The sequence below is a fragment of the Zarconia sp. genome, from assembly GCF_057467645.1.
On record NZ_JBRJXU010000080.1, the window covers coordinates 83,961 to 104,479 of the forward strand.

Annotated in this window: 12 protein-coding genes; 8 read left to right on the top strand and 4 right to left on the bottom strand. The window is 50.9% G+C overall.

Annotated elements, in window-relative coordinates:
• Nucleotides 1-264 precede the first annotated feature (264 nt).
• Nucleotides 265-2,715, top strand: coding sequence for a CHASE2 domain-containing protein (locus AC2215_RS12155; RefSeq protein WP_486810267.1), 2,451 nt, complete (start codon nucleotides 265-267; stop codon nucleotides 2,713-2,715).
• Between the two features lie 96 nt (nucleotides 2,716-2,811).
• Nucleotides 2,812-3,567 carry a beta-phosphoglucomutase gene (gene pgmB, locus AC2215_RS12160; RefSeq protein ID WP_486810268.1) on the top strand — a complete coding sequence of 252 codons (756 nt, stop codon included), beginning with the start codon at nucleotides 2,812-2,814 and terminating at the stop codon, nucleotides 3,565-3,567.
• 151 nt (nucleotides 3,568-3,718) lie between these two features.
• On the opposite strand, the gene surE is transcribed toward pgmB, so the two are convergent.
• Nucleotides 3,719-4,408, bottom strand: a complete 690-nt coding sequence (gene surE / locus AC2215_RS12165; protein WP_486810269.1) for a 5'/3'-nucleotidase SurE — start codon at nucleotides 4,406-4,408, stop codon at nucleotides 3,719-3,721.
• A 303-nt stretch (nucleotides 4,409-4,711) separates the two neighbouring features.
• Nucleotides 4,712-6,181: a hypothetical protein gene (locus AC2215_RS12170; protein ID WP_486810270.1), complete on the bottom strand. Its 1,470-nt coding sequence runs from the start codon at nucleotides 6,179-6,181 to the stop codon at nucleotides 4,712-4,714.
• Between the two features lie 691 nt (nucleotides 6,182-6,872).
• Here AC2215_RS12170 and AC2215_RS12175 point away from each other — a divergent pair.
• From AC2215_RS12175 to AC2215_RS12185, 3 genes are all read left to right on the top strand, one after another.
• Nucleotides 6,873-8,834, top strand: coding sequence for a response regulator (locus tag AC2215_RS12175; RefSeq protein ID WP_486810271.1), 1,962 nt, complete (start codon nucleotides 6,873-6,875; stop codon nucleotides 8,832-8,834).
• 353 nt (nucleotides 8,835-9,187) lie between these two features.
• Nucleotides 9,188-10,261: an adenylate/guanylate cyclase domain-containing protein gene (locus tag AC2215_RS12180; protein ID WP_486810272.1), complete on the top strand. Its 1,074-nt coding sequence runs from the start codon at nucleotides 9,188-9,190 to the stop codon at nucleotides 10,259-10,261.
• Nucleotides 10,262-10,374: 113 nt separating this feature from the next.
• Nucleotides 10,375-10,845 carry a M67 family metallopeptidase gene (locus AC2215_RS12185; protein ID WP_486810273.1) on the top strand — a complete coding sequence of 157 codons (471 nt, stop codon included), beginning with the start codon at nucleotides 10,375-10,377 and terminating at the stop codon, nucleotides 10,843-10,845.
• Between the two features lie 204 nt (nucleotides 10,846-11,049).
• Here the strand turns inward: AC2215_RS12185 and AC2215_RS12190 are convergent, their stop codons facing one another.
• Nucleotides 11,050-11,616, bottom strand: coding sequence for a sugar O-acetyltransferase (locus tag AC2215_RS12190; protein WP_486810274.1), 567 nt, complete (start codon nucleotides 11,614-11,616; stop codon nucleotides 11,050-11,052).
• A 305-nt stretch (nucleotides 11,617-11,921) separates the two neighbouring features.
• On the opposite strand from AC2215_RS12190, the gene speA reads away from it, so the two are divergent.
• From speA to AC2215_RS12205, 3 genes are all read left to right on the top strand, one after another.
• Nucleotides 11,922-13,922: a biosynthetic arginine decarboxylase gene (speA, locus tag AC2215_RS12195; RefSeq protein WP_486810275.1), complete on the top strand. Its 2,001-nt coding sequence runs from the start codon at nucleotides 11,922-11,924 to the stop codon at nucleotides 13,920-13,922.
• Nucleotides 13,923-14,431: 509 nt separating this feature from the next.
• On the top strand, nucleotides 14,432-15,361 hold the full coding sequence (locus tag AC2215_RS12200) for a phosphate/phosphite/phosphonate ABC transporter substrate-binding protein (RefSeq protein WP_486810276.1): 930 nt from the start codon (nucleotides 14,432-14,434) through the stop codon (nucleotides 15,359-15,361).
• Nucleotides 15,358-19,020: a hybrid sensor histidine kinase/response regulator gene (locus tag AC2215_RS12205; RefSeq protein ID WP_486810277.1), complete on the top strand. Its 3,663-nt coding sequence runs from the start codon at nucleotides 15,358-15,360 to the stop codon at nucleotides 19,018-19,020. Before AC2215_RS12200 ends, AC2215_RS12205 begins: the two co-directional genes overlap by 4 nt.
• 21 nt (nucleotides 19,021-19,041) lie before the next feature.
• Here the strand turns inward: AC2215_RS12205 and AC2215_RS12210 are convergent, their stop codons facing one another.
• Complete coding sequence (locus tag AC2215_RS12210) at nucleotides 19,042-19,956, bottom strand: thioesterase domain-containing protein (RefSeq protein WP_486810278.1); 915 nt, start codon at nucleotides 19,954-19,956, stop codon at nucleotides 19,042-19,044.
• Nucleotides 19,957-20,519 lie beyond the last annotated feature (563 nt).

A 20,519-nucleotide genomic window follows, 5' to 3' on the forward strand; every position in this document is an offset into this window, starting at 1 on the left:
GTCAGCATAAAATGAAAATCATCGGGTTGGGAAAATCTAGCTCAAAAAGTGAAATTTAAATTTTCCCGTTTAAAATAGTTAAAAAAGTTTGATGGTGTCGCTGGATCGATCTTAGAGAATGTTGGGTGGATTGCTTATTCACCCAACATATTTAACTGCTGCAAACATTGCAACCGATCGATCGCCCAAAATCATAATTGCACTCAAACGATCGCACTTGGGGTACATCTTCGACCGTCTGACATCCCAAACGATACGATATCCATGACCCACCCGATCTGGAACAGTCTCAAAAAACGAATCGGTCACTGGCGCGGGGTTTTGACAATTGCCCCAGCGGTGGCAGGACTCGTGGCTTTCGGCGCTCAGGCTGGAACGTTTGCACTACTGGAATGGGCTACCCTCGATCGCTTTTTTCAACTGCGTCCGGCAGAACCCAACGACTCCCGAATCACCATCGTCACCATTAGCGAAGAAGATATTGGCAATCTCGGACAATGGCCGATGAGCGATCGGGTGATGGCCACATTACTTAAGAATATTAAAGCTCGAGAACCGGTGGCCATCGGTGTCGATATTTACCGAGATTTGATTGTCGAACCCGGTCATCAGGAACTGGTGCAGGTTTTCGAGTCGACTCCCACCCTCATCGGCATCGAAAAGGTGGGTGGAGAAAGGGTTCCCCCAGCCCCAAAGTTAGCGGAGTTAGGACAGGTGGGTGCATCGGATCTGGTGCAGGATGCCGATGGAAAAGTGCGTCGGGGATTAGTGTGGGTTGAAGGAGAAGATGGCAACGTCCGAGAGGGTCTCGGTGCTAGGCTGGCGTGGATTTATCTCGATTCTCTGGACCAAGAGGATCTCGAATTCACCAATCCCCGTCCTAACGAGTATCGGGTGGGACAACTGGTACTGAGACAATTACAGGGGAACGAAGGAGGGTATGTCGGCAAGGAGAAGGGCGGATACCAGATTTTACTCAATTTTCGCGGCGGTATCGATCGCTTCGATACCATTTCAATGACCGACGTTCTCGCCAACCGCATCCCCTCGGATTTGATGCGCGATCGTATTGTCTTTGTCGGTGCAACGGCCGATAGCCTCAAAGATATTTTCCTCACACCCTACAATCAAACCCTACTGACCCCCGAACGGGTTCCCGGTGTCGCGATTCACGCCAATTTAACCAGCCAGCTTTTGAGTGCTGCCATCGACGGTCGCCCGATGCTCAAAGTCTGGGGGGCACCGGTTAACTGGTTTTGGATCGGCGTTTGGTCTTTCGTCGGCGCGGCGGGGAGTTGGCGCTTGCTGCAAATGCGCTGGCGAAATCCTTATTTGGCGGGTACGATCGTCCTCATTTTCATCTCTGGCTGCAGTCTGGGAACTGGTAGCTATTTGGCTTTTCTCATGGGTTGGATGATTCCCGTCTTTTCACCTCTACTGGCTTTGAGCACCTCGGCGATTTTGACCGCCAACTATCACGATCGATGGAAACTCAAACAGGCAAATCAGCAGTTAGAGAAAACCAACCAGAAGCTGGAGATTGCCAACGATCGGTTAGAAGAAACCAACGAACAACTCGCAGACGCCAACTTACAGTTAGAGGAATATTCTCAAAACTTAGAAACGAAAGTTGCCCAGCGCACCCAAGAACTCCAAAATACTCTCGAGAGTCTTCAAGAAACACAAGACGAACTCATTCAATCGGAAAAAATGGCAGCTCTCGGACAGCTAATTTCTGGGGTTGCTCATGAGGTGAATACACCTTTAGGCGCGATTCGTGCTTCTGTAGATAATATTAACATTTTCCTGAACCAAAGTCTAGAAAAGTTACCTCATTTTTTTAACGGTCTTCCGTTAGAGTATCAATCTATTTTTATCAAATTATTGCACTATTCTAATGCTGATATCGATAATGTATCGAGTCGAGAACGACGCAAAATTAAACGTGCTTTAACAAAAAAAATTAGAGACTATAATCTGAACTCTGCTGAAACCATCGCAGATATTCTCGTAGATTTAGGCATTTATGAAGAAGAAAAAGTAAACGTGTTTTTACCGCTAATCGAAGACTCGAGAAGTCACAATATATTAAATACTGCTTATAAGTTTGTCGTTTTAAAAAAAAGTACGAGCACCATCATGAATGCGACCGATCGGGCAGCTAAAGTCGTGTTTGCTCTCAAAAGTTATACCCGTTACGAATCTAGCGGCGAAAAAATTAAAGTCCGCATTACCGACGGCATCGAAACCGTTCTGAATTTGTATCAAAATAAACTCCAAAATGGTGTTGAAGTCGTTCGCAACTACCCATCACATATTCCTTTAATTTTCGGGTATCCCGACGAACTCAATCAAATTTGGATGAATCTGGTTCACAATGCCTTGCAAGCGATGGATAATCGAGGAACCCTGAGCCTGGATGTGGCTTGTCAAGAAAACAGCATCCAGGTCGATCTGACCGATAGCGGTCGGGGAATTCCACTAGAAATACAATCGAAAATATTCGATCCGTTTTTTACCACCCAACCCCCAGGAGAAGGCAGTGGTTTGGGCCTCGATATCGTGCGGAAAATTCTCGATCGCCATCAAGGTCAAATTGAATTTGCTAGCATTCCCGGAAAAACAACGTTTACGGTTTATTTACCCATTCCTCATCAAAAGTTAGCCCGAAAAGACCGGAAAAATCGGAAGGAAGAAGCCAGCACAAAGGAATGACCTCACTTCGATCGCGATCGGCGAGGGTACGTCACCGCATCTACCACCACTCTCCACACCTAAACATCAAACTTCCGCATTTTTTTGGTAGGTTAATTGAGTTCCATTCGAGCTGAAGTCGATCGCACCACTGCTATGCCCGCATCCCCATTTCCCATCCCCAATTCCGAACCGATCGTCATTCGGGGGGTTGTCTTTGATATGGACGGGGTGTTAACCGATACGATCGAATTTCACTACCAAACCTGGCAGCGACTCGCCGACGAGGAAGGCATTCCTTTCGATCGCCAAGCTAACGAAGCTTTACGGGGTCTGTCTCGTCGAGACTCGCTGATGGCGATTCTGGGCGATCGCACTTTGGATGAGGCGATCGTTGAAGAAATGCTCGATCGCAAAAATCGCTACTTTCTCGAATTTATCCAAACCATGACCCAAGACCATCTCCTTCCCGGAGTCTTGGATTTGTTGCAAGAACTGCGATCGAACGACATACGGATCGCGATTGCCTCTGCCAGTCGCAATGTCGAACTCGTCACCCGGCAACTTGGTATAACGGACTGGATCGATGCCATTACCAACGTCTACAACGTTCCCAATCCTAAACCCGCTCCCGATGTCTTTCTCTATGCCGCCCAACAAATTGCCTTACCTCCAAACCAATGCATCGCCATCGAAGATGCTCGAGCGGGGGTGAAGGCTGCCCTGGATGCCCGAATGTGGGTCGTCGGACTCGGGCCCTACCAGCGAGTGGGGGCCGCTCACGTCATCTTACCGGATTTAGAGGGAGTGCGCTGGAGCGACATACTCGATAACATTAAATCGGGTCGAGCTCGCACCCATGGAAACCGCTAGAGACATCAATCCCCGCCCTTTGAGCGATTTCGAAGGGCGCTCGGGTCGTTTCTAGGAACGAACCCCTTGCCGGATGGGTATGGTATCCCGTTGCTCGCTCGATCGTCTGCACTACGAAACCTGGAAGTGAGACACCCCACGATTGCTAGACTCAACACAACCGAATTTTCGTGACGGCGATATTGCCCGAAAAACAAACATCAACATCAGTTTCAGGAGTGCGTTCGCGCTGTTGGTAATCCCCAACGTAGTGAAAGCTCTCCCCCTCCATGCGATAGTTGAGCGGCAAGGGTTCGTTACTCGGAGCGCAAAAAACCACCTCCGGTTCCGGTTGCTCCCCATCCAGGTGGGGTAAATTTACGTTCCAAAAGCTGTAAGGTTCGGGTGGATTCTGCATCAATTTGGGGAGAAGATCCGCCGTCCACCGCGCCGCTAACTGCCAGTCGATGGGTTTCGAGCGGTTGCGGTAGTGGGAAATTGCGATGCCGGGAATACCGTGAAAGGAAGCTTCTCGAACGGCGGCGATCGTTCCGGAGATATAACGATCGACCCCCATATTTCCCCCGGCGTTGATACCCGAGAGCACCCACGTCACCTCCGGGCAAAGATGGTACAGTGCCAGTCGGGTACAATCGGCTGGCATGCCGCCAACGGCATACTCGGTGGGCGATCGCTTTTCCACGGGAATGGGATGGTGCGTCGTCACCTGATGCCCGCATCCTGAAAGGGGCGTTTGCGGGGCGACGACGATCGCTTTTTGGGGCAGGGCGCGCACCGCTTCTCGCAGGGCGGCAATTCCCGGCGCGTTGATGCTGTCATCGTTGGTTAAAATCAGGGTCATACTCGGGTTGTAGAGTGGCTGTGAGTGGCTCGATGGCGAACGGTAAAGGGATGGGGAAATATTGGCTTATTATGATGCTTGTTTGGTCTTGGTTCGGGGGATTTAACGATGTTATCTAAATCGGAGATCGGGGTTTGAGATCGAGTTGGGAGGATTCGTGAGAATTGGACGCGCTAACCCGTTCTCCAAGGCTCTTTCCCAGCGACCCTCACGGCAGACTGTCGGTATTGAACCGAACTGGCTCTAAGACCGTCAAATTTCAATCCCCAGGTATCTTATCAAATTCAGTCGATCGCCAACCTCTCAGACCTGTGCGTTCTGAGTCGAGGAATAGTTTTGGAAATCCCCTCGCATATTGACTTGAGAAATCAGTTGCGTTTTGGAAAAAGATTGCAGGGTCGAGTAGCAGCGATTCATCGCATTTTTTTGGGCGTCAAACATCGATGAGATTGCCTTGACGATGGTTTCGATCGTGCCCAGATCGAATTCCCCGAGAAATTCTTTGGCGGAAAGTTTGCGATCGAAAAAGCCTTTAGCTCGCTCGCTCTGATAGCGAATTTCACTAAACCCGAGGGATCTCACCAAAAACGTCGCCAAAGGCGAGTTATCGAGATCGTAATCTTCGTTTTTCCCCCGTCCTTTGCGTCCCTTTTCTAAAAAGTTGAGTACCTGCCATTCAAGCTTGGTGGTTGGGTTATAAGTTTGCCTCGATTGAGGAATGAAGTTTTCCAAGCGAATGCCTCGCGTCCCGAGATTCGGATGGATGCCCATAATCGTGGCCAGGGGAACGTTCAAGCCCAAGGCATAAGAGAGTGATTCGATGGTGGCAATCGTCACGAGCTTGCTGACTAAGTAGAGTTTGGCTACTTCGAGATTTTGTCGTGCTTTCTCTTGAAGAAACTGATATTTTTGCGAGTTGGGTTCTCCCTGAAATTGATTGAAAATTCCTTCGGGTTTGAGATGACTGATGAAGGCTTCCATCCTCTGCAAGGCCGTTCGATAGTCGCGCACGGTATAGGCACTCGATCCCATCAGATTGTGGTTGGTTTCGGGCAGTAAATTCCAGGTATTGGCCAAAAAATGAGCGGTCGAATCGGCAAACCCGAGGACATCGCGATTGCTGACGCGAACTGCTTTTTTAGTGGCTTCGACGAGATCTCGCCCCGTCAAATCCAACTCGAAACGCTTGTTGAGGGCAATTAAGCGCTGGTGCAGGCGCTCGGCAGGGGTTTGATTCTTCGCAGATAATCCGCGAAAGGGAATCGTTAGTTCGATACAGGCGGCGATGCGAACCAGTTGTTCGAAACTTAAAAACGCTTCTAGGGCTTTAGTGGCGACGATCGCACTCAAAAACTCATTTTGACCGCTAAATGTCTCTAAAATTTGACCGGGTTTAAAATCAAATATCCCCAGGAGGACTTCAAAGAGGCGATCGTCTGGGAGTTCGGCGGCTTCGCGAATGGCTAGCTTTTCCCCGACTTCGCGGACGAATGGGGTGAGATAGGCGCTGAGATTGAAGGGAATGCACAAATCGACTTGAACGTAGACGATATCGTGAAATAATGCGGCGAGGATTTCGATCGGATCGTCCTCGCCACCTACTTCAAAAATATGTTGCGGCGTGTGAAAAAATCGCCACTGTCCCGTCATCGGTTGGACGATGAGCATTGTCAGTTGATGCAGTTGAGGAGTCTCAATGGAAATCTCCATACGATTCATTGCCCAGCGGAGTTTTTCCAGGCATTGTTGGCAAATAGTAGATAGACCTTGCATAAAAAACCTTTCGATCGAACAAATGATCTCTTCTTGATGTTTGCTTCGGACTTCAACCCAAGTGATTCGGATTCGAGACGGACCTGCCGATTGGCAAGTCTATCTCGAGTTGAGGTTCTGGTAATATCGAGCCAGAAATGTTTTTTCTCATAGGAACTGGTTATTTCACGTTTTTACTGGATTTTTAAAAAACCTCAATCCCCATTCTTTTGATTTCTCGCTCGATCGAGCTGAATTGATATTCAAAATTTGTATTCAGAGGGATTACAGTTTTTCCCGCGAACGAACCCACTTTGGAATACAGTCTCTCGGCTCGAAATTCGATCGGTCTGTCTACAGCCAGAAAGTATAAATAGCCGACTCATTCGATCGGCGATTCGCAACTTCTACCATTTAAGAATTGTGTCAACTTTGTGGATATTTAAAAATTTGCTTGCTTGGATCTCGGAGTTAAGATCCTGTTAAGTTGACATTAGTTAATAATTAAATATAATAGAAGCTTTAGGAAAAAGTCAACGTATCATTTGTAACGTCGATCGTCTCCGTTATAATAATAGGCTAATATCGATCGATAACATCAGTACAAATACTGAAGGATTGGCAATCTCTGAGGAGACCGACCTTCGAGTCAGCGTGGCGCATCTACGACTTAGCCTATAAAAACCTGTAACTCGATAAGTCCAACCCGATCGTGAACCAACTTTCTCATTTGACTCTGCACTCTACCCTGGCAGATTTGCCCGCCTCCGACTTTAAAGTCGACGAAAACACCTTTGGAGAGGAAATCGAAACCGCCTTTCACCAAAATCCCGATTTACCCGGCGTAATGGTAACGGCACGCGATCGCATCATCGGAATTTTACCCAGAGGACGATTTTTTGAATGGATCGGTCGTCGTTATGGTATCGAGTTATACCTAAAACGTCCGATTCGAGTATTACTTGATGCCACGATTCAAGAGTTAAACGATCGTTTGGAATTGGATGTTTATCCCACTCGCTGCTTGTTATTAAGCCATCAAAGCTCCATCGAACAAGCAGTGGAAATTGCCCTGAGTCGGCCGACGTTTTTGGCTTACGAACCAATTGTGGTGGCCGGGGTCGATCGAGAGTGGCGATTGCTGGATATGTACGTCCTCCTGCGGGCACAATCTCGACTGTTTGAGTTAGCTAAAGATGCGGCTGATGCGGCAAATTTGGCCAAAAGCGATTTCCTGGCGAGCATGAGTCACGAATTGCGCACGCCGCTCAATTCCATCCTCGGTTTTACCCAAATCATGAGTCGCGATACCGCACTCCCTGGGAAGCACCAACAACATCTGGGGATTATTTCTCGGGCGGGGGAACATCTGCTCGACTTAATCGGCGATGTTCTGGATATGTCGAAAATCGAATCCGGGCGAACCACGTTGAACCTGACGAATTACGATTTGTACCGCTTGCTCGACAATCTCCACGAAATGCTCCAACTCAAAGCCGTCACCAAAGGCTTACAACTCATTTTTGAGTGCGGGGAGAAGCTTCCTCAACACGCACGCATCGATGCGGGGAAATTGCGCCAGGTTTTAATCAATCTTCTCGGTAATGCGATTAAGTTTACCGAAACCGGTTGCGTCACCCTGCGAGTCCGGAGGGTGGACGATCTGCTACCCCAAACCCCCACAAGTCGGCTTCATTTTGAGGTGGAAGACACTGGAGCCGGGATTGCCCCCGAAGAAATCGGTCGCTTGTTTACCCCCTTCGGACAAACGGAAACCGGTCGCAATTCCGGGACTGGGACGGGTCTGGGTTTGGCGATCGCGCAAAATTTTGTCGGGTTGATGGGGGGAGAAATTCGCGCCACCAGCACCGTGGGAGAAGGGACGAAATTTACCTTTGATATTGCCATCGAGTCGGTTCCGCCATCGGCCGTTTCCACTCCCCCCCAAATGCGAAGAGCGCTCGCCTTAGCACCGGATCTGCCCCAATACCGGATTTTGGTGGTAGACGATTGCCCGGAAGCTCGTTTGGTGTTGGTGGAATTACTCACGAGTTTGGGGTTTTTGGTGCGCGAAGCCCGAAACGGTCGAGAAGCGGTGGAACTCCATTCGAGTTACAAACCCGATCTCATCATCATGGATATGCAGATGCCGGTGATGGATGGATACGAGGCCACCCAACGGATTAAAGATCGGTCTCAAGAACCGGCGACGGCGATCGTTGCTCTGACTGCCAGTAGCTTCGATGACGAGCGACAAGCCATCCTCGCGGCAGGGTGCGATGATTGTCTCAACAAGCCGTTTCGGGAAGGGGTGCTTTTAGAAACCATCGCCCGACATTTGGGGGTGCGTTATCTCTACGAAGAGGAAACTGAGAAGGGATGCCCCAGCCGGGTCAATTCCCCTGTAATCGAGAGCGATCGCGCCCTACAGACCTCGATGGCTAAAATGCCGCTGGATTGGGTAGAAAAACTGCATCGCGCAGCGCTCAAATGTCGAGACGATCTCATCGTCCAACTTGCGGAGGCCATTCCCGACTCCGATGCCAAATTAGCCGATGGTTTGGTGGATTGGGCGAATAACTTTTTGTTCGATCGCATTATCGAGTTGATACAACCCGAGACTCGACTCGGGGTGCGAAAGATACGATCTTCATCAGCGATCGGGAATAAGTAATAAGTAATAAGTCATCAGTCATCAGTGTGACCTCTAGTTAAGCTAAGATCGTTCTTGCGATGAAAGTTTATTTTGACTTTTTTCCAAGAAAGAGAGTTGAAAAATTTTTCGAGCGATATGCTCTCGAACTGATTAGCGATCGGCGATCGCTGATTACTAATGACTGATTCGCGATCGCTGATTACTGCTGATGACTTACCTCTGAAGGGTATTGGTCATTTTTCAGCGATCGTTCAATTGAGATACGATTTATGGGTGCGGGTGCGAAAGACAAATTGCCCCATAAAACGGAGGCAATCGGATAGGTCTTGAGGTCGATCTTCTGTACGCCACCTCATTCTCATTAATTTTTCATGCCAGCCATTCAAGCCCACGCATTACCGGGGAATATTCTCATCGTGGACGATCTTCCCGATAATTTGCGCTTGCTCTCCACTATTTTGACCGATCGCGGTTACGAAGTTGGTAAAGCCCGCACGGGAGCCATGGCTCTCAATGCCGTTCGCGCTGAGTTACCGGATCTGATATTACTAGATATCAATATGCCGCATATGGACGGCTACGAAGTTTGCCAGCAGCTCAAATCTAATTCTACAACTCAAGAAATTCCCGTTATTTTTATTAGTGCACTCGATGAAGTTTGGGATAAAGTTAAAGCATTCAATGTGGGGGGGATTGATTATATTACTAAACCCTTTCAGGGAGAGGAAGTTTTAGCTCGAGTTGCTAATCAATTACAAATAAAAGCCTTGCAAAAAGCCTTAAAAAACGAGCAAGAAAAATCAGAAAATTTACTGTTAAATATTTTACCCCCGACGATTGTCGAAGAGTTGAAGCAAACACAAAGGGCGACTCCCATGGAGTTTGAAGAAGCTTCCTTTCTCTTTGCCGATATTGTGGGGTTTACTCCCGCCTCGAAAATGATGCCGCCCGATCGGGTTGTCAGTTTGTTAAACGGTGTATTTTCCACCTTCGATCGCCTCACTCAGGAACACGGGGTCGAGAAAATTCGGACGATCGGCGATGCTTATTTTGTGGCCAGTGGGGTTCCCGTCCCCCGTCAAGATCATGCCGAAGCGATCGCCAATATGGCACTGGATATGCACCGAGAAATTCAACACTTTGTTTGGCCGAGTGGAGAACCCCTCCAACTGCGCATCGGCATCAATAGCGGCGGCCCCATCGTCGGTGCGGTCATCGGCACTCAGAAATTCGCTTACGATGTTTGGGGACACGATGTCAATCTCGCCTCGCGGATGCAATCTCAGGGAAAACCGGGACGGATTCAAGTCACTCAGGCAACTTACGATCGTCTAGGCGATCGATATACCGTGGAAAAACGCGGCGACATCGAAGTCAAAGGTAAAGGAGTAATGACGACTTATTGGTTACTTGGGGTTAATGGAGAATTGACAATGGAAAATTGACCATTGACAATGGGGCTTCGGGGGCAGGGGGAGAGTGTAACGGACAATAGACAATTGACAGTGTCAGTTTCGACGCTCTTCTCCCACACCCTACACCCCATCCCCCAATTCCGATGACGATCGACCTCCAAGCGCACCATCTCCAAGCCATTCGCACCCATGCAGAACGGGTTTATCCCAACGAGTGCTGTGGTTTGCTCTTGGGTTGTTTGGGGGAAACGCAAAAAGAGTGCGTCGAGGTGTGGGAAACGCAGAATGCTTGGGAAGTGGATGCCCCCCAAACGCGGGAGTTCGATCGAACTGCAGAGAATCCGGTTACCCAAGAACGTCGGTATACCATCGCCCCAGAAGACATGCTCGCGGCTCAACGTTACTGTCGCGATCGCGATCTAACGCTGATCGGCATTTATCACTCCCATCCCAACCACCCCGCGATTCCTTCAGAGTGCGATCGTCAGTTGGCGTGGCCGGAGTATTCTTACATTATCGTTTCCGCGACCGGTGGGAGTGCCGGCGACTTACGAAGCTGGCAACTCGATGAGGAAGGACAGTTTCAACCCGAAGAGATTCGGTGCGATCGATGATGAGTCAAAACTCGAGTCGTCCACCCTCTAGCAATCAAGAGACCGGTGCCAACGCAATCATCATTTTGACGCTCGACACTCGCTGATATATTGCACTACGCAAATTAGTTAGGACATTTATAAATCCTGAAACTATCTGAGAGTCTACTGTTCCCCGTTCCCCGTTCCCTGTTCCCGCTTCGCGTAGCGCTATACTTTGAGATTTCAACTAGATTTCTCCACTTCACGCAGAACGCGACAGGGATTCCCCACGGCAACGACTCCTTCGGGAATATCTTTCGTCACCACGCTACCGGCACCAATGACCGATCGCGCGCCAATTCGCACTCCCGGACAAACGATCGCACCGCCACCGATCCAAACCTCATCGCCAATGTCGATCGCATTTCCAAGTTCCAAACCCAAACGGCGCACGGAGGCTTGCAAGGGATGGGTGGCGGCATAAATCTGGACGGCCGGACCGAGTAACACCCCCGATCCGATGGTAACCGGTGCCACATCGAGAATCACGCAGTTGAAATTGCAGAAAACCTTATCCCCGAGAACGATGTTGTAGCCGTAGTCGCAATAAAACGGGGGTTCGATCCACACTTCTCGTCCCATGGCGGGAATTAATTCTTTCAGGAGGCGATTTCGCTTGTCGGTTTCGTCATCGCGGGTTTGATTGATTTGTTGCAATAACAGCCGCGCACATCGGCGTTCGGCACTCAGTTGGGGGTCGAGGGGGTCGTACAACTCACCTGCCAACATCTTGTCTTTTTCGCTGTTCATTAAGTCACACTCCACACCCATTGGTGACTGGTTTTGGAAATTGCCGGTTTGTTAAGCTCCATGTGTAGGGGTCAACGGCCGTTGACTAATTTTCGTGCCGGGTAGAGTGTTTGAGATCGTAAACCGACACTCCATGTCCTACACCTGAAACTATTCCCCCTTCCCCTACACCCTACACCCTACACCCCTCGACGTTTTTAGGCGTGGCCGCCGGATCGCTCAACTTTACGATCGAGTCAGATAAGATACACTGTCTAACGAATGCGCGTCCAGCCGAGGCGCGAGCGTGAGGAGTATTCGAGGACATGACCTTAGAACCGACAGCAGCCCAAATCGAAACCCCAACTTTCGCCGAAAACGGTCGTTCCCCAGAAACGACGCCGGAAACAACGAGAAACTGGACGATCGAAGATAGCGAAGAACTGTATCGGATTCGCGGTTGGGGGGAACCTTATTTTTCCATTAACGCCGCCGGTAACATCACCGTCTCTCCCCAGGGCGATCGCGGCGGGTCGTTGGACTTGTACGAACTCGTCAAAGCCCTGAAAAAACGCAACCTGGAACTGCCCCTGCTGCTTCGGTTCCCCGATATTTTAGCCGATCGCATCGAACGGTTGAACTCCTCCTTTGCCAAGGCGATCGCCCGCTATAACTACGAGGGCAGCTATCGCGGCGTTTTCCCAGTCAAATGCAACCAGCAGCGCCACTTAATCGAAGATTTGGTTAAATTCGGTCAACCGTATAAGTTCGGTCTAGAAGCGGGTTCTAAGCCGGAATTAACCATCGCCCTCGCCTGCCTCACCACCCCCGGTGCGCTGCTGATTTGCAACGGTTACAAAGACCGCGAGTATATCGAAATGGCGATGCTGGCCTCTCGGTTGGGACACACGACGATTATCGTCATCGAACAGCCTGAAGAAGTGGATGTGGCGATCGCCGCTAGTCAAAAACTCGGCATTTCTCCGGTCTTGGGGGTGCGGGCGAAACTGAGCTGCCAGGGATGCGGCCGCTGGGGACATTCGAGCGGCGAAGGGGCAAAATTCGGCTTGAGCGTGCCGGAAATCGTCGAAGCCGTCGATCGCCTCGAAGCCGCCGGGATGCTCGATTCCTTGCAACTCCTGCACTTCCACATCGGTTCCCAAATCTCCTCCATTAGCACCATCAAAGATGCCATCCGCGAAGCCGCGCAAACCTACGTGGAGTTGGCAAAGTTGGGGGCAAATATGCAGTATCTCGATGTGGGTGGCGGATTGGCCGTGGATTACGACGGTTCCAAAACCAACTTCCACGCCTCGAAAAACTACAATATGCAAAACTACGCCAACGACATTGTGGCGGAAGTCAAAGAAGCCTGCGAGGAGAAAGACCAACCGGTTCCCATCTTAATTTCCGAAAGCGGTCGGGCAATTTCCGCCCATCAATCGGTACTCATATGCGACGTTCTCGGGACCAGCGAAACCCCAACGACAGCTCCCGAACCCAGTACGGGCAAAGAACACCGGGTTTTGAAGGACTTCTACGAAACCTATCGCTCTATGAGTCCGGAAAACTATCAAGAAGCCTATCACGACGCGATTCAATTTAAAGAAGAGGCAATCAGCTTGTTCAACTTCGGCTACGTCAGCATTCGGGAACGCGCCAAAGCCGAACAGTTGTATTGGGCCTGCTGTCGGAAAGTTCTCGCCATCGCCCGCCAGCAAGAGGACGTACCCCCCGAGTTTACGGAATTGGAGAATACCTTAGCCTCAATTTACTATATCAATCTGTCGATTTTTCAATCCGTTCCCGATAGTTGGGCGATCGAGCAGCTTTTTCCCATCGCCCCCCTGCACCGACTCAACGAAGAACCCACCCAACGGGGAACCTTTGCAGATTTAACCTGCGATAGCGACGGCCGGATCGATCGATTTATCGATCGCTTGGAGGTCAAATCTGCGATCGAACTTCATCCCTTGCGTCCCGACGAACAGTCCAATGCTGGCGGTTGCCAACCCTACTATTTAGGAATGTTCCTCGTCGGGGCCTATCAAGAAATTTTGGGCAGTTTGCACAACCTCTTCGGCGATACCAACGCCGTGCATATCAAACTCACGCCGACGGGATACGAAATCGAACACGTTGTCAAAGGGGATACGATGACCGAAGTTCTCGGTTACGTGCAGTACAACTGGGAAGACTTACTCGAAAGTTTGCGCAAACAAAGCGAACGGGCTTTGAGTGCGGGGCAAATTGACTTTGCCGATTCCCAACTGTTACTCGGGAACTACGAACGCAGCCTCCGCAGCTATACCTATTTGAGCGATTGATTGGGTCGCTTTTCCTCGACCCAGAAACTTGACCCCAATCCTGCCGATTTTTGTCAAAGTCCCACGAATGGGTCGGGCGACGGCTATAGCCGTCGCCACTCCAGTTAGGACACTCCTGCATTTTCTTCGGGGTCTTTCTCCCCCAGCTCCCCCCGCTTCCCCAGCTTCCCCAGCTCACCCTCACGATGTCCTAATTGGAAGGCGCGGTTGCTATAGATCTGGGACTCGATCGAGGGGGTCCCTCGCTGATGGCTGAAAATTGCCCGATGTTTTCCCTCAAGCCGTTAAGACCTTGGCGAAAACTTGAAGTGGAGCGGCCACCGGATATCTCAAGCACGGGACATTTGACTTTCGAAGGGATACGTCATTTTTGGACTGAGTTAGACTACGATCGGATCGAACTTGGGATCGAAAGGGAGGGTCCAAACAAACCCTCGATCGCTCCCAACTTTCCCTGCGTACTGACCGATCGCCCTTGGCGAACTTGGAAATCGTCTCCTGAGAGTACCATGCTACGTCAAATGTTCCCCCGAACTGTCTTGGTGGCTGCACTATTGGCTTTGGGCACCGCCTGCGCCGAAGAACCAACCTCCACTCCCCCTCCAGAACCATCAGTCACCAATGCGATCGTTATCGGCGATATCTCCGACGAACCCGTAGAGGCGATTGCCGAAACTCAACCCTTTGCCGATTACGTCGCCGGCGAGTTAGAAGCATTTGGCATTAATGGGGGAGAAGTGAAAATTGCGCCGGATATGGAAACGATGGCCGAGTGGCTAGAAACCGGGGCAGTGGATATTTACATCGATAGCCCCTATCCCGCGTCGATCGTCAGCGAGCGATCGGGAGCGCAACCCACTCTCCGACGTTGGAAAGATGGGATCGCCCAATACAATACCGTAATTTTTGCCCGTGCCGACAGCGGATTCACCTCCTTGAGTGATTTACAAGGTCGCGCCATCGGATTTGATGAAGAATTTTCCACCTCCGGGTATCTTCTCCCCCTGGGACATATCTTGAAATCTGGATTTAAAGCCATCGAAATTGACAACGCCGAAGCCACCGTTCCCCCCGATCGCATCGGATATATTTTCACCCGAGAAGATGAAAATACCATCCAATGGACGATTAGTGGGAAAGTGGCTGCCGGTGCCATCGATGCGCCCAATTTTGAAGACATTCCCGAGGCCACTCGGACTCAACTCACAGCGATCGCCGAAACCGAAACCGTCCCCCGGCACGTCGTATTATTTGAACCCAATATGGCCGAACAACTTCAAGCCGCAATTTCTGACGTTCTCGTTAGCATGGAAGAAACTCCAACGGGTCGGTCTATTTTGAGGCAGTTTGGCGAAACCTCTCAGTTCGATCGGGTTCCCGGTCAAAGCGATCCCCTCGAACAGGTGCGCGAGTTATCTAAAATCGTTCAGAACCCATGAATAGGATGCGACATCTGAGTTGGAAGCGATGGTCGATCGCCGCCAAACTGACCGTGACGATAACCCTTTCGGTGGTGGTTGCCGTGGGTGGCGTGACTTGGCTGTCTTTACGTCGCGAACGGCAAAATTTTCGCCGCGAACTGCAAGATCGAGCCGAATCGATACTAGATTTAGTCTCGGCCACCTCAGCCGATGCCCTCTATCTGTTAGAGATCAAGGTGTTATCTCACCTGTTCGCCCAACTCGGGGACCAAGATGTTGTCGTGTCCGGAACGATTTACGATGCCCAAGGACAGGCGATCGTCGATACCGATCGCGTCGTTCCCACCTACAGTTTGGTTTCCGATCCTTTGGGAGAAGCTTTGCTCGAAAACACCGAGACGGTTTTTCTGTGGTACGACGATCGATTAGTGGCAGGCAAAGCCATGCGAGTGGGAACTCAAACCATCGGTGCCATCAGCATCGGTTTATCGACCGACCCGCTAGAGCAAAAAATGGCGATCGTCCGCCAGCGAGGTTTGTGGGTGGCTTTGTGTTCGGCGGGTGGAGGGGTTTTGCTGGCTTTATTCGTCAGCCGTTCCATCACTCGAACTCTCAAGCGCATGGTGACCTTGACGGGGGAGATTGCCGCCGGAGACCTCGATCGAACCCTAACGGTGGAAGGAGAAGACGAATTCGCCCAGTTGGCCGGTGCCTTCAACAGCATGACGGCCCAAGTTCGCAACATGGTGACTTATCTCGAGCATCGGGCCGAAGAACTCCAGAAAAGCGAAGAGAAAAACCAGGCACTCCTCGAAGCCATTCCCGATCTGATGTTTCGCGTGCGTCGAGATGGAATGTATTTGGACGTGCAAATGTCTCCCGAACAGCGAGGGCAATTGCTCCTTTCCACCAGCGGTCTTCTGGGCAAACATTTAAAGGAAGTGTTACCCGTTCCCATTGCCGATCGGATCATGTACTATGCCAAACGGGCGCGGGAAACCCGAAGAGTGCAAATTTTCGAGTACCAGCTCGAAGTTCCCGGTTCTGGGGAAGAATCGAAGCCGGCACTGCACGATTTCGAAGCGCGACTGACCATCAGCGGAGAAGATGAAGTACTCGCCATCGTCCGGGATATTACCGAGCGCAAACGCTACGAAGCGCAAATGGAAACCGAACGTCGCCAATTGCAGCAAATTATCACCCACGCACCGGTGGCGATTGCCATGTTCGATACTCAGATGCGGTATCTCGCCTACAGCGAGCGGTGGCTTCTCGAACACGAACTCGGCGATCGCGTCTCGATCGGCGATCGCTATTACGAGGACGTGCCGGATTTACCCGATACTTGGAAAGTTGCCCACCAACAGGCCCTGATGGGAGAAGCCCTCTCTTGCCCGGAAGATTGCTGGGAACGCAGCGACGGTCGGAAAATTTACCTGCGCTGGGCCCTCCATCCCTGGTATGCGAACGGGGGCGAAATTGGTGGGGTTGCCATTGCCATCGATCCCATTAACGAATTGGTGGAGGCGCGGGAAGCCGCCATCGAAACCGCTCGCGTCAAGTCCGAGTTTTTAGCGAACATGAGCCACGAAATTCGCACCCCCATGAACGGCGTGTTGGGGATGACGGAGTTACTCCTGGCCACCGATCTCGACCCCGGACAGCTTGAATTTACTCGAGCCCTCAAAACCAGCGGCGAACATTTACTGCGAGTCCTCGACGATATTTTGACCTTCTCCAAACTCGAAGCGGGTCAAATGCAACTCGACGCGATCGAATTCGTTCTCGATCGCTGTTTGGAAGATATTGCCGATATTTTTGCCCTGCCCGCTCACAGTCGAGGATTGGAGTTGGTCTTGCAAGTGGCCGATGACGTGCCCCACTCCCTGGTTGGCGATCCGAGTCGCCTGCGTCAAGTCCTGATTCATTTGGTGGGGAATGCCCTCAAGTTCACCCAATCCGGCGAAGTGGTGGTCGAGGTCGCCTTGGTTCCACCATTGGAGGTCGTCGATACTGATGCAGACTGGCACCAGGAAGCGGCAGAAATTTCCCTGAACTTTGCCATTCGAGATACGGGCATCGGCATTTCCCAAGAGAAGCAGCAAGAGTTGTTTCAAGCCTTTACTCAAGGAGATTCTTCGAGTACCCGCCAATATGGGGGAACGGGTTTGGGCTTGGCGATCTGTCAGCAGTTAGTTCAACTGATGGGAGGAGAGATTGCTGTCAAAAGCGCCCCAGGCGAGGGTTCGACCTTTGCATTTACCGCTCGTTTTCAAACCGCTCGACCGCGACCGTCAGAGCCGATCGAAGCCATTCGATATACGAATGCGGTTCCGGTTCGATCGAGCAAGCTCCAAGGGCGTCGCCTATTGGTGGTAGACGATAATGCCACCACCCGTCAAATCGTTCGCTATCGCGCCACAGCTTGGGGGATGGTGGTGGAGGAAGCCACCGATGGGATCGAAGCGATTGAGATGTTGCGAGAGGCCGCTCGCACCGAAGATGCCTTTGATATGGCTCTGGTGGATTTGGGGATGCCGAAAATGGATGGGGAAGCCTTGGGGCAGCTCATTCGCCTCGAACCGACCGTTACCGGTCTCCAACTCCTGCTCGTCACCGATCTCAAAGAAAGTCATCGCGCCCGATCGCTTCTGGGTCGCGAGTTTGTGGATTACCTGATCAAACCCATCGAAGAATCCCGCCTCTTGGCTGCTTTGCTCAAAGCCCTCGATCGGCAAACCGTTGACGCCATCGATCGAGCGCCCCCTGCGGAAATGACCCCCTCCCCTGTGGGGCTAATTGAGAACACAGAGAACACATCCCCAGCAAAAGGAACCGTCCTCGTGGTTGAAGACACCCGCATCAATCAAAAAGTCGTCCTCAACCAGCTCAAACTGCTCGGATACGAAAGCGATTGCGTCCAGAACGGTCAAGAAGCCCTCGATCGCCTCGTCGAGTCGGACGTGGATATCGTGCTGATGGATTGTCAGATGCCCGTCCTCGACGGCTATCAAGCCACACTCGCCCTGCGAGAGCGAGAGAAAAGCCTTGGGGAGCATACCGTGGTCATCGGACTGACGGCTTATGCGATGGCTGGCGATCGGGAAAAATGTCTGGAGGCCGGGATGGATGATTATTTGGCAAAACCCGTCTCCGTCGAGCGGTTGGGAGCGGTTTTAGAGCAATGGCTTCAAGCGAGTCGCCGCGAGGAATCTGCCGTGGTTGAAGATTCGACCCCAAGCACCGAAGCATCTGAGGACCGGCCAGAGGAGATTTCCGAGAAGTCCTCGATCGAAGATGTAGATATTGGGAAAGCACCATCGGAGGAAGCACCATCGATTATGGGTGTCGTGGACTGGGAGCGACTGCATCTGGTGTCTGGAGACGATCGAGAATTTGAAGTGGAGCTACTCGAAGCATTTATCGAATCGGCTTGGGAATATCTCGAACAGATGGAGTGCTCTTTAGCCGAGAACGACGCCCAAACGTTCTGCCGTATCGCCCATCAACTCAAAGGCGCCAGTGGTAATGTGGGCATTCCGGGAATGATGGCGATCTCCACCGAGATGAACGATCGGGCTAAGGAAAACCGTTTGACGGGTTTATCGGAGCGCTTCGGGGAACTCCGTCAAATTCTCAGTCAAGTGCAAGCCATTCTATCCGAACTTCAGCCCTGAGAGAGACGCCACACTCGTTTGTTATCCCCTTTTGGACGATGTAAATTCGTCGGGAAGTGCCGACGTCAGGCTCGCTTGAAGTTTCCGCACTAAAATTCGAACGTTGGGTTCTTGCAGCATACTCACGTGACCGCCAGGGATATCGTGCAACTCGATACCCAGAGTGGCGGACTGTTCCCAGCCGAGTAAGGGGTCTTCCGTTCGCTCCCGTGCGGGTCGATCGAAGCCAACCCCTTGTTTGGCTCGAAAGAGGAGGATGCTGCCGTGAAACACCTGCGATCGATATTCTTGCCACGCCACGTTCAAAATGGTGGAGATGGAAAGGTGGTGCAGATACTCGGGCAGGGGTCGGTTGCGCTCCAGGTAAGATCGATAGAGACCCACTTGCCATCGATTCCACATCTGCTCGATGAATTTTACCCAGGGGGTGCGGCTTTGGGATTGAAGGTGGGTGGGTCTTTCTGCGGAAGGGGAAGGAGATGACTCGATCGTCTGATGAGATGGGAGGGGGTTTTTCCCAGGAGTTGCGAGTTGGACGGCGTGGTGATTGAGAGAGTCGAACAGGGCCACCATTGCCACCCAATGTCCCCGAGCGTATAGCTCTTGACCGATTTCCACGGCCAGAGCACCGCCGAAGCCCGAGCCTCCAATGAGATAAGGACCAATGGGTTGGACTGCCTGAATCGCGTTACAGTATTCGGCGATCGAATCTACCATGCGAGGGTAGAGGACTGAAAATTCGTTTTTTCGGTGGGGCCGCAATCCATAAACCGGCCGTTCGGCTCCAAGATAACGAGCTAAATCTCCGTAGAGATCGGTTTTTCCCAAAGCATCGTGAACCAGGAAAAAAGGTCGTTTAGAACCGCCAGGGGCAAGGGTGACCAGAGGTCGATCGTCTCGGTTCAGAGCTGATAATTTAATGGAGTCAATAGACATTGAAGGATTCATAAAAGCTAGAGATAGAACGTTTTGTCGACGATAAAGAGTCTCTGTATTTATGCGGATTAATATCAGTCTCGGGTTAAGAGTGGAAATACTTATTGTTTATAAATCGAACATTCTTGGGTTGTGTAAAACCACATAATTTGATGAATTTAATCGAGTTTAAATTGCTAAATACGCATAGATAGTATCAAAAAAAATCGGACAATTGTTGTTCAATTGTTTGTGCTAATCTCACTCACAAACACTCCAATCAAAAACACTCAAATCTAAGCTCGTTAGAGCTAGCAATTCTCAAACTTAGAGTCACTTTTAGAAAGATGAACCTCTAGATTTGGGAAATGAGAGAACTGGGCAACATCAAGTTTTTGCCGTTGCCGATCGAACTTCAGCCATCAAGCCATAAGCACTGGGCACTTCGGCATGAGAGCCGAACGAGCAACTCCCTTCAATACCACGTTCGGTAGAATATGGAGAATTCCTGGTCGCGCGAGCATTGGGGAGATCGAAGTTCAGACAAATTAAACGGTTTGAAGCGTCCAATCTGACAACCTGAG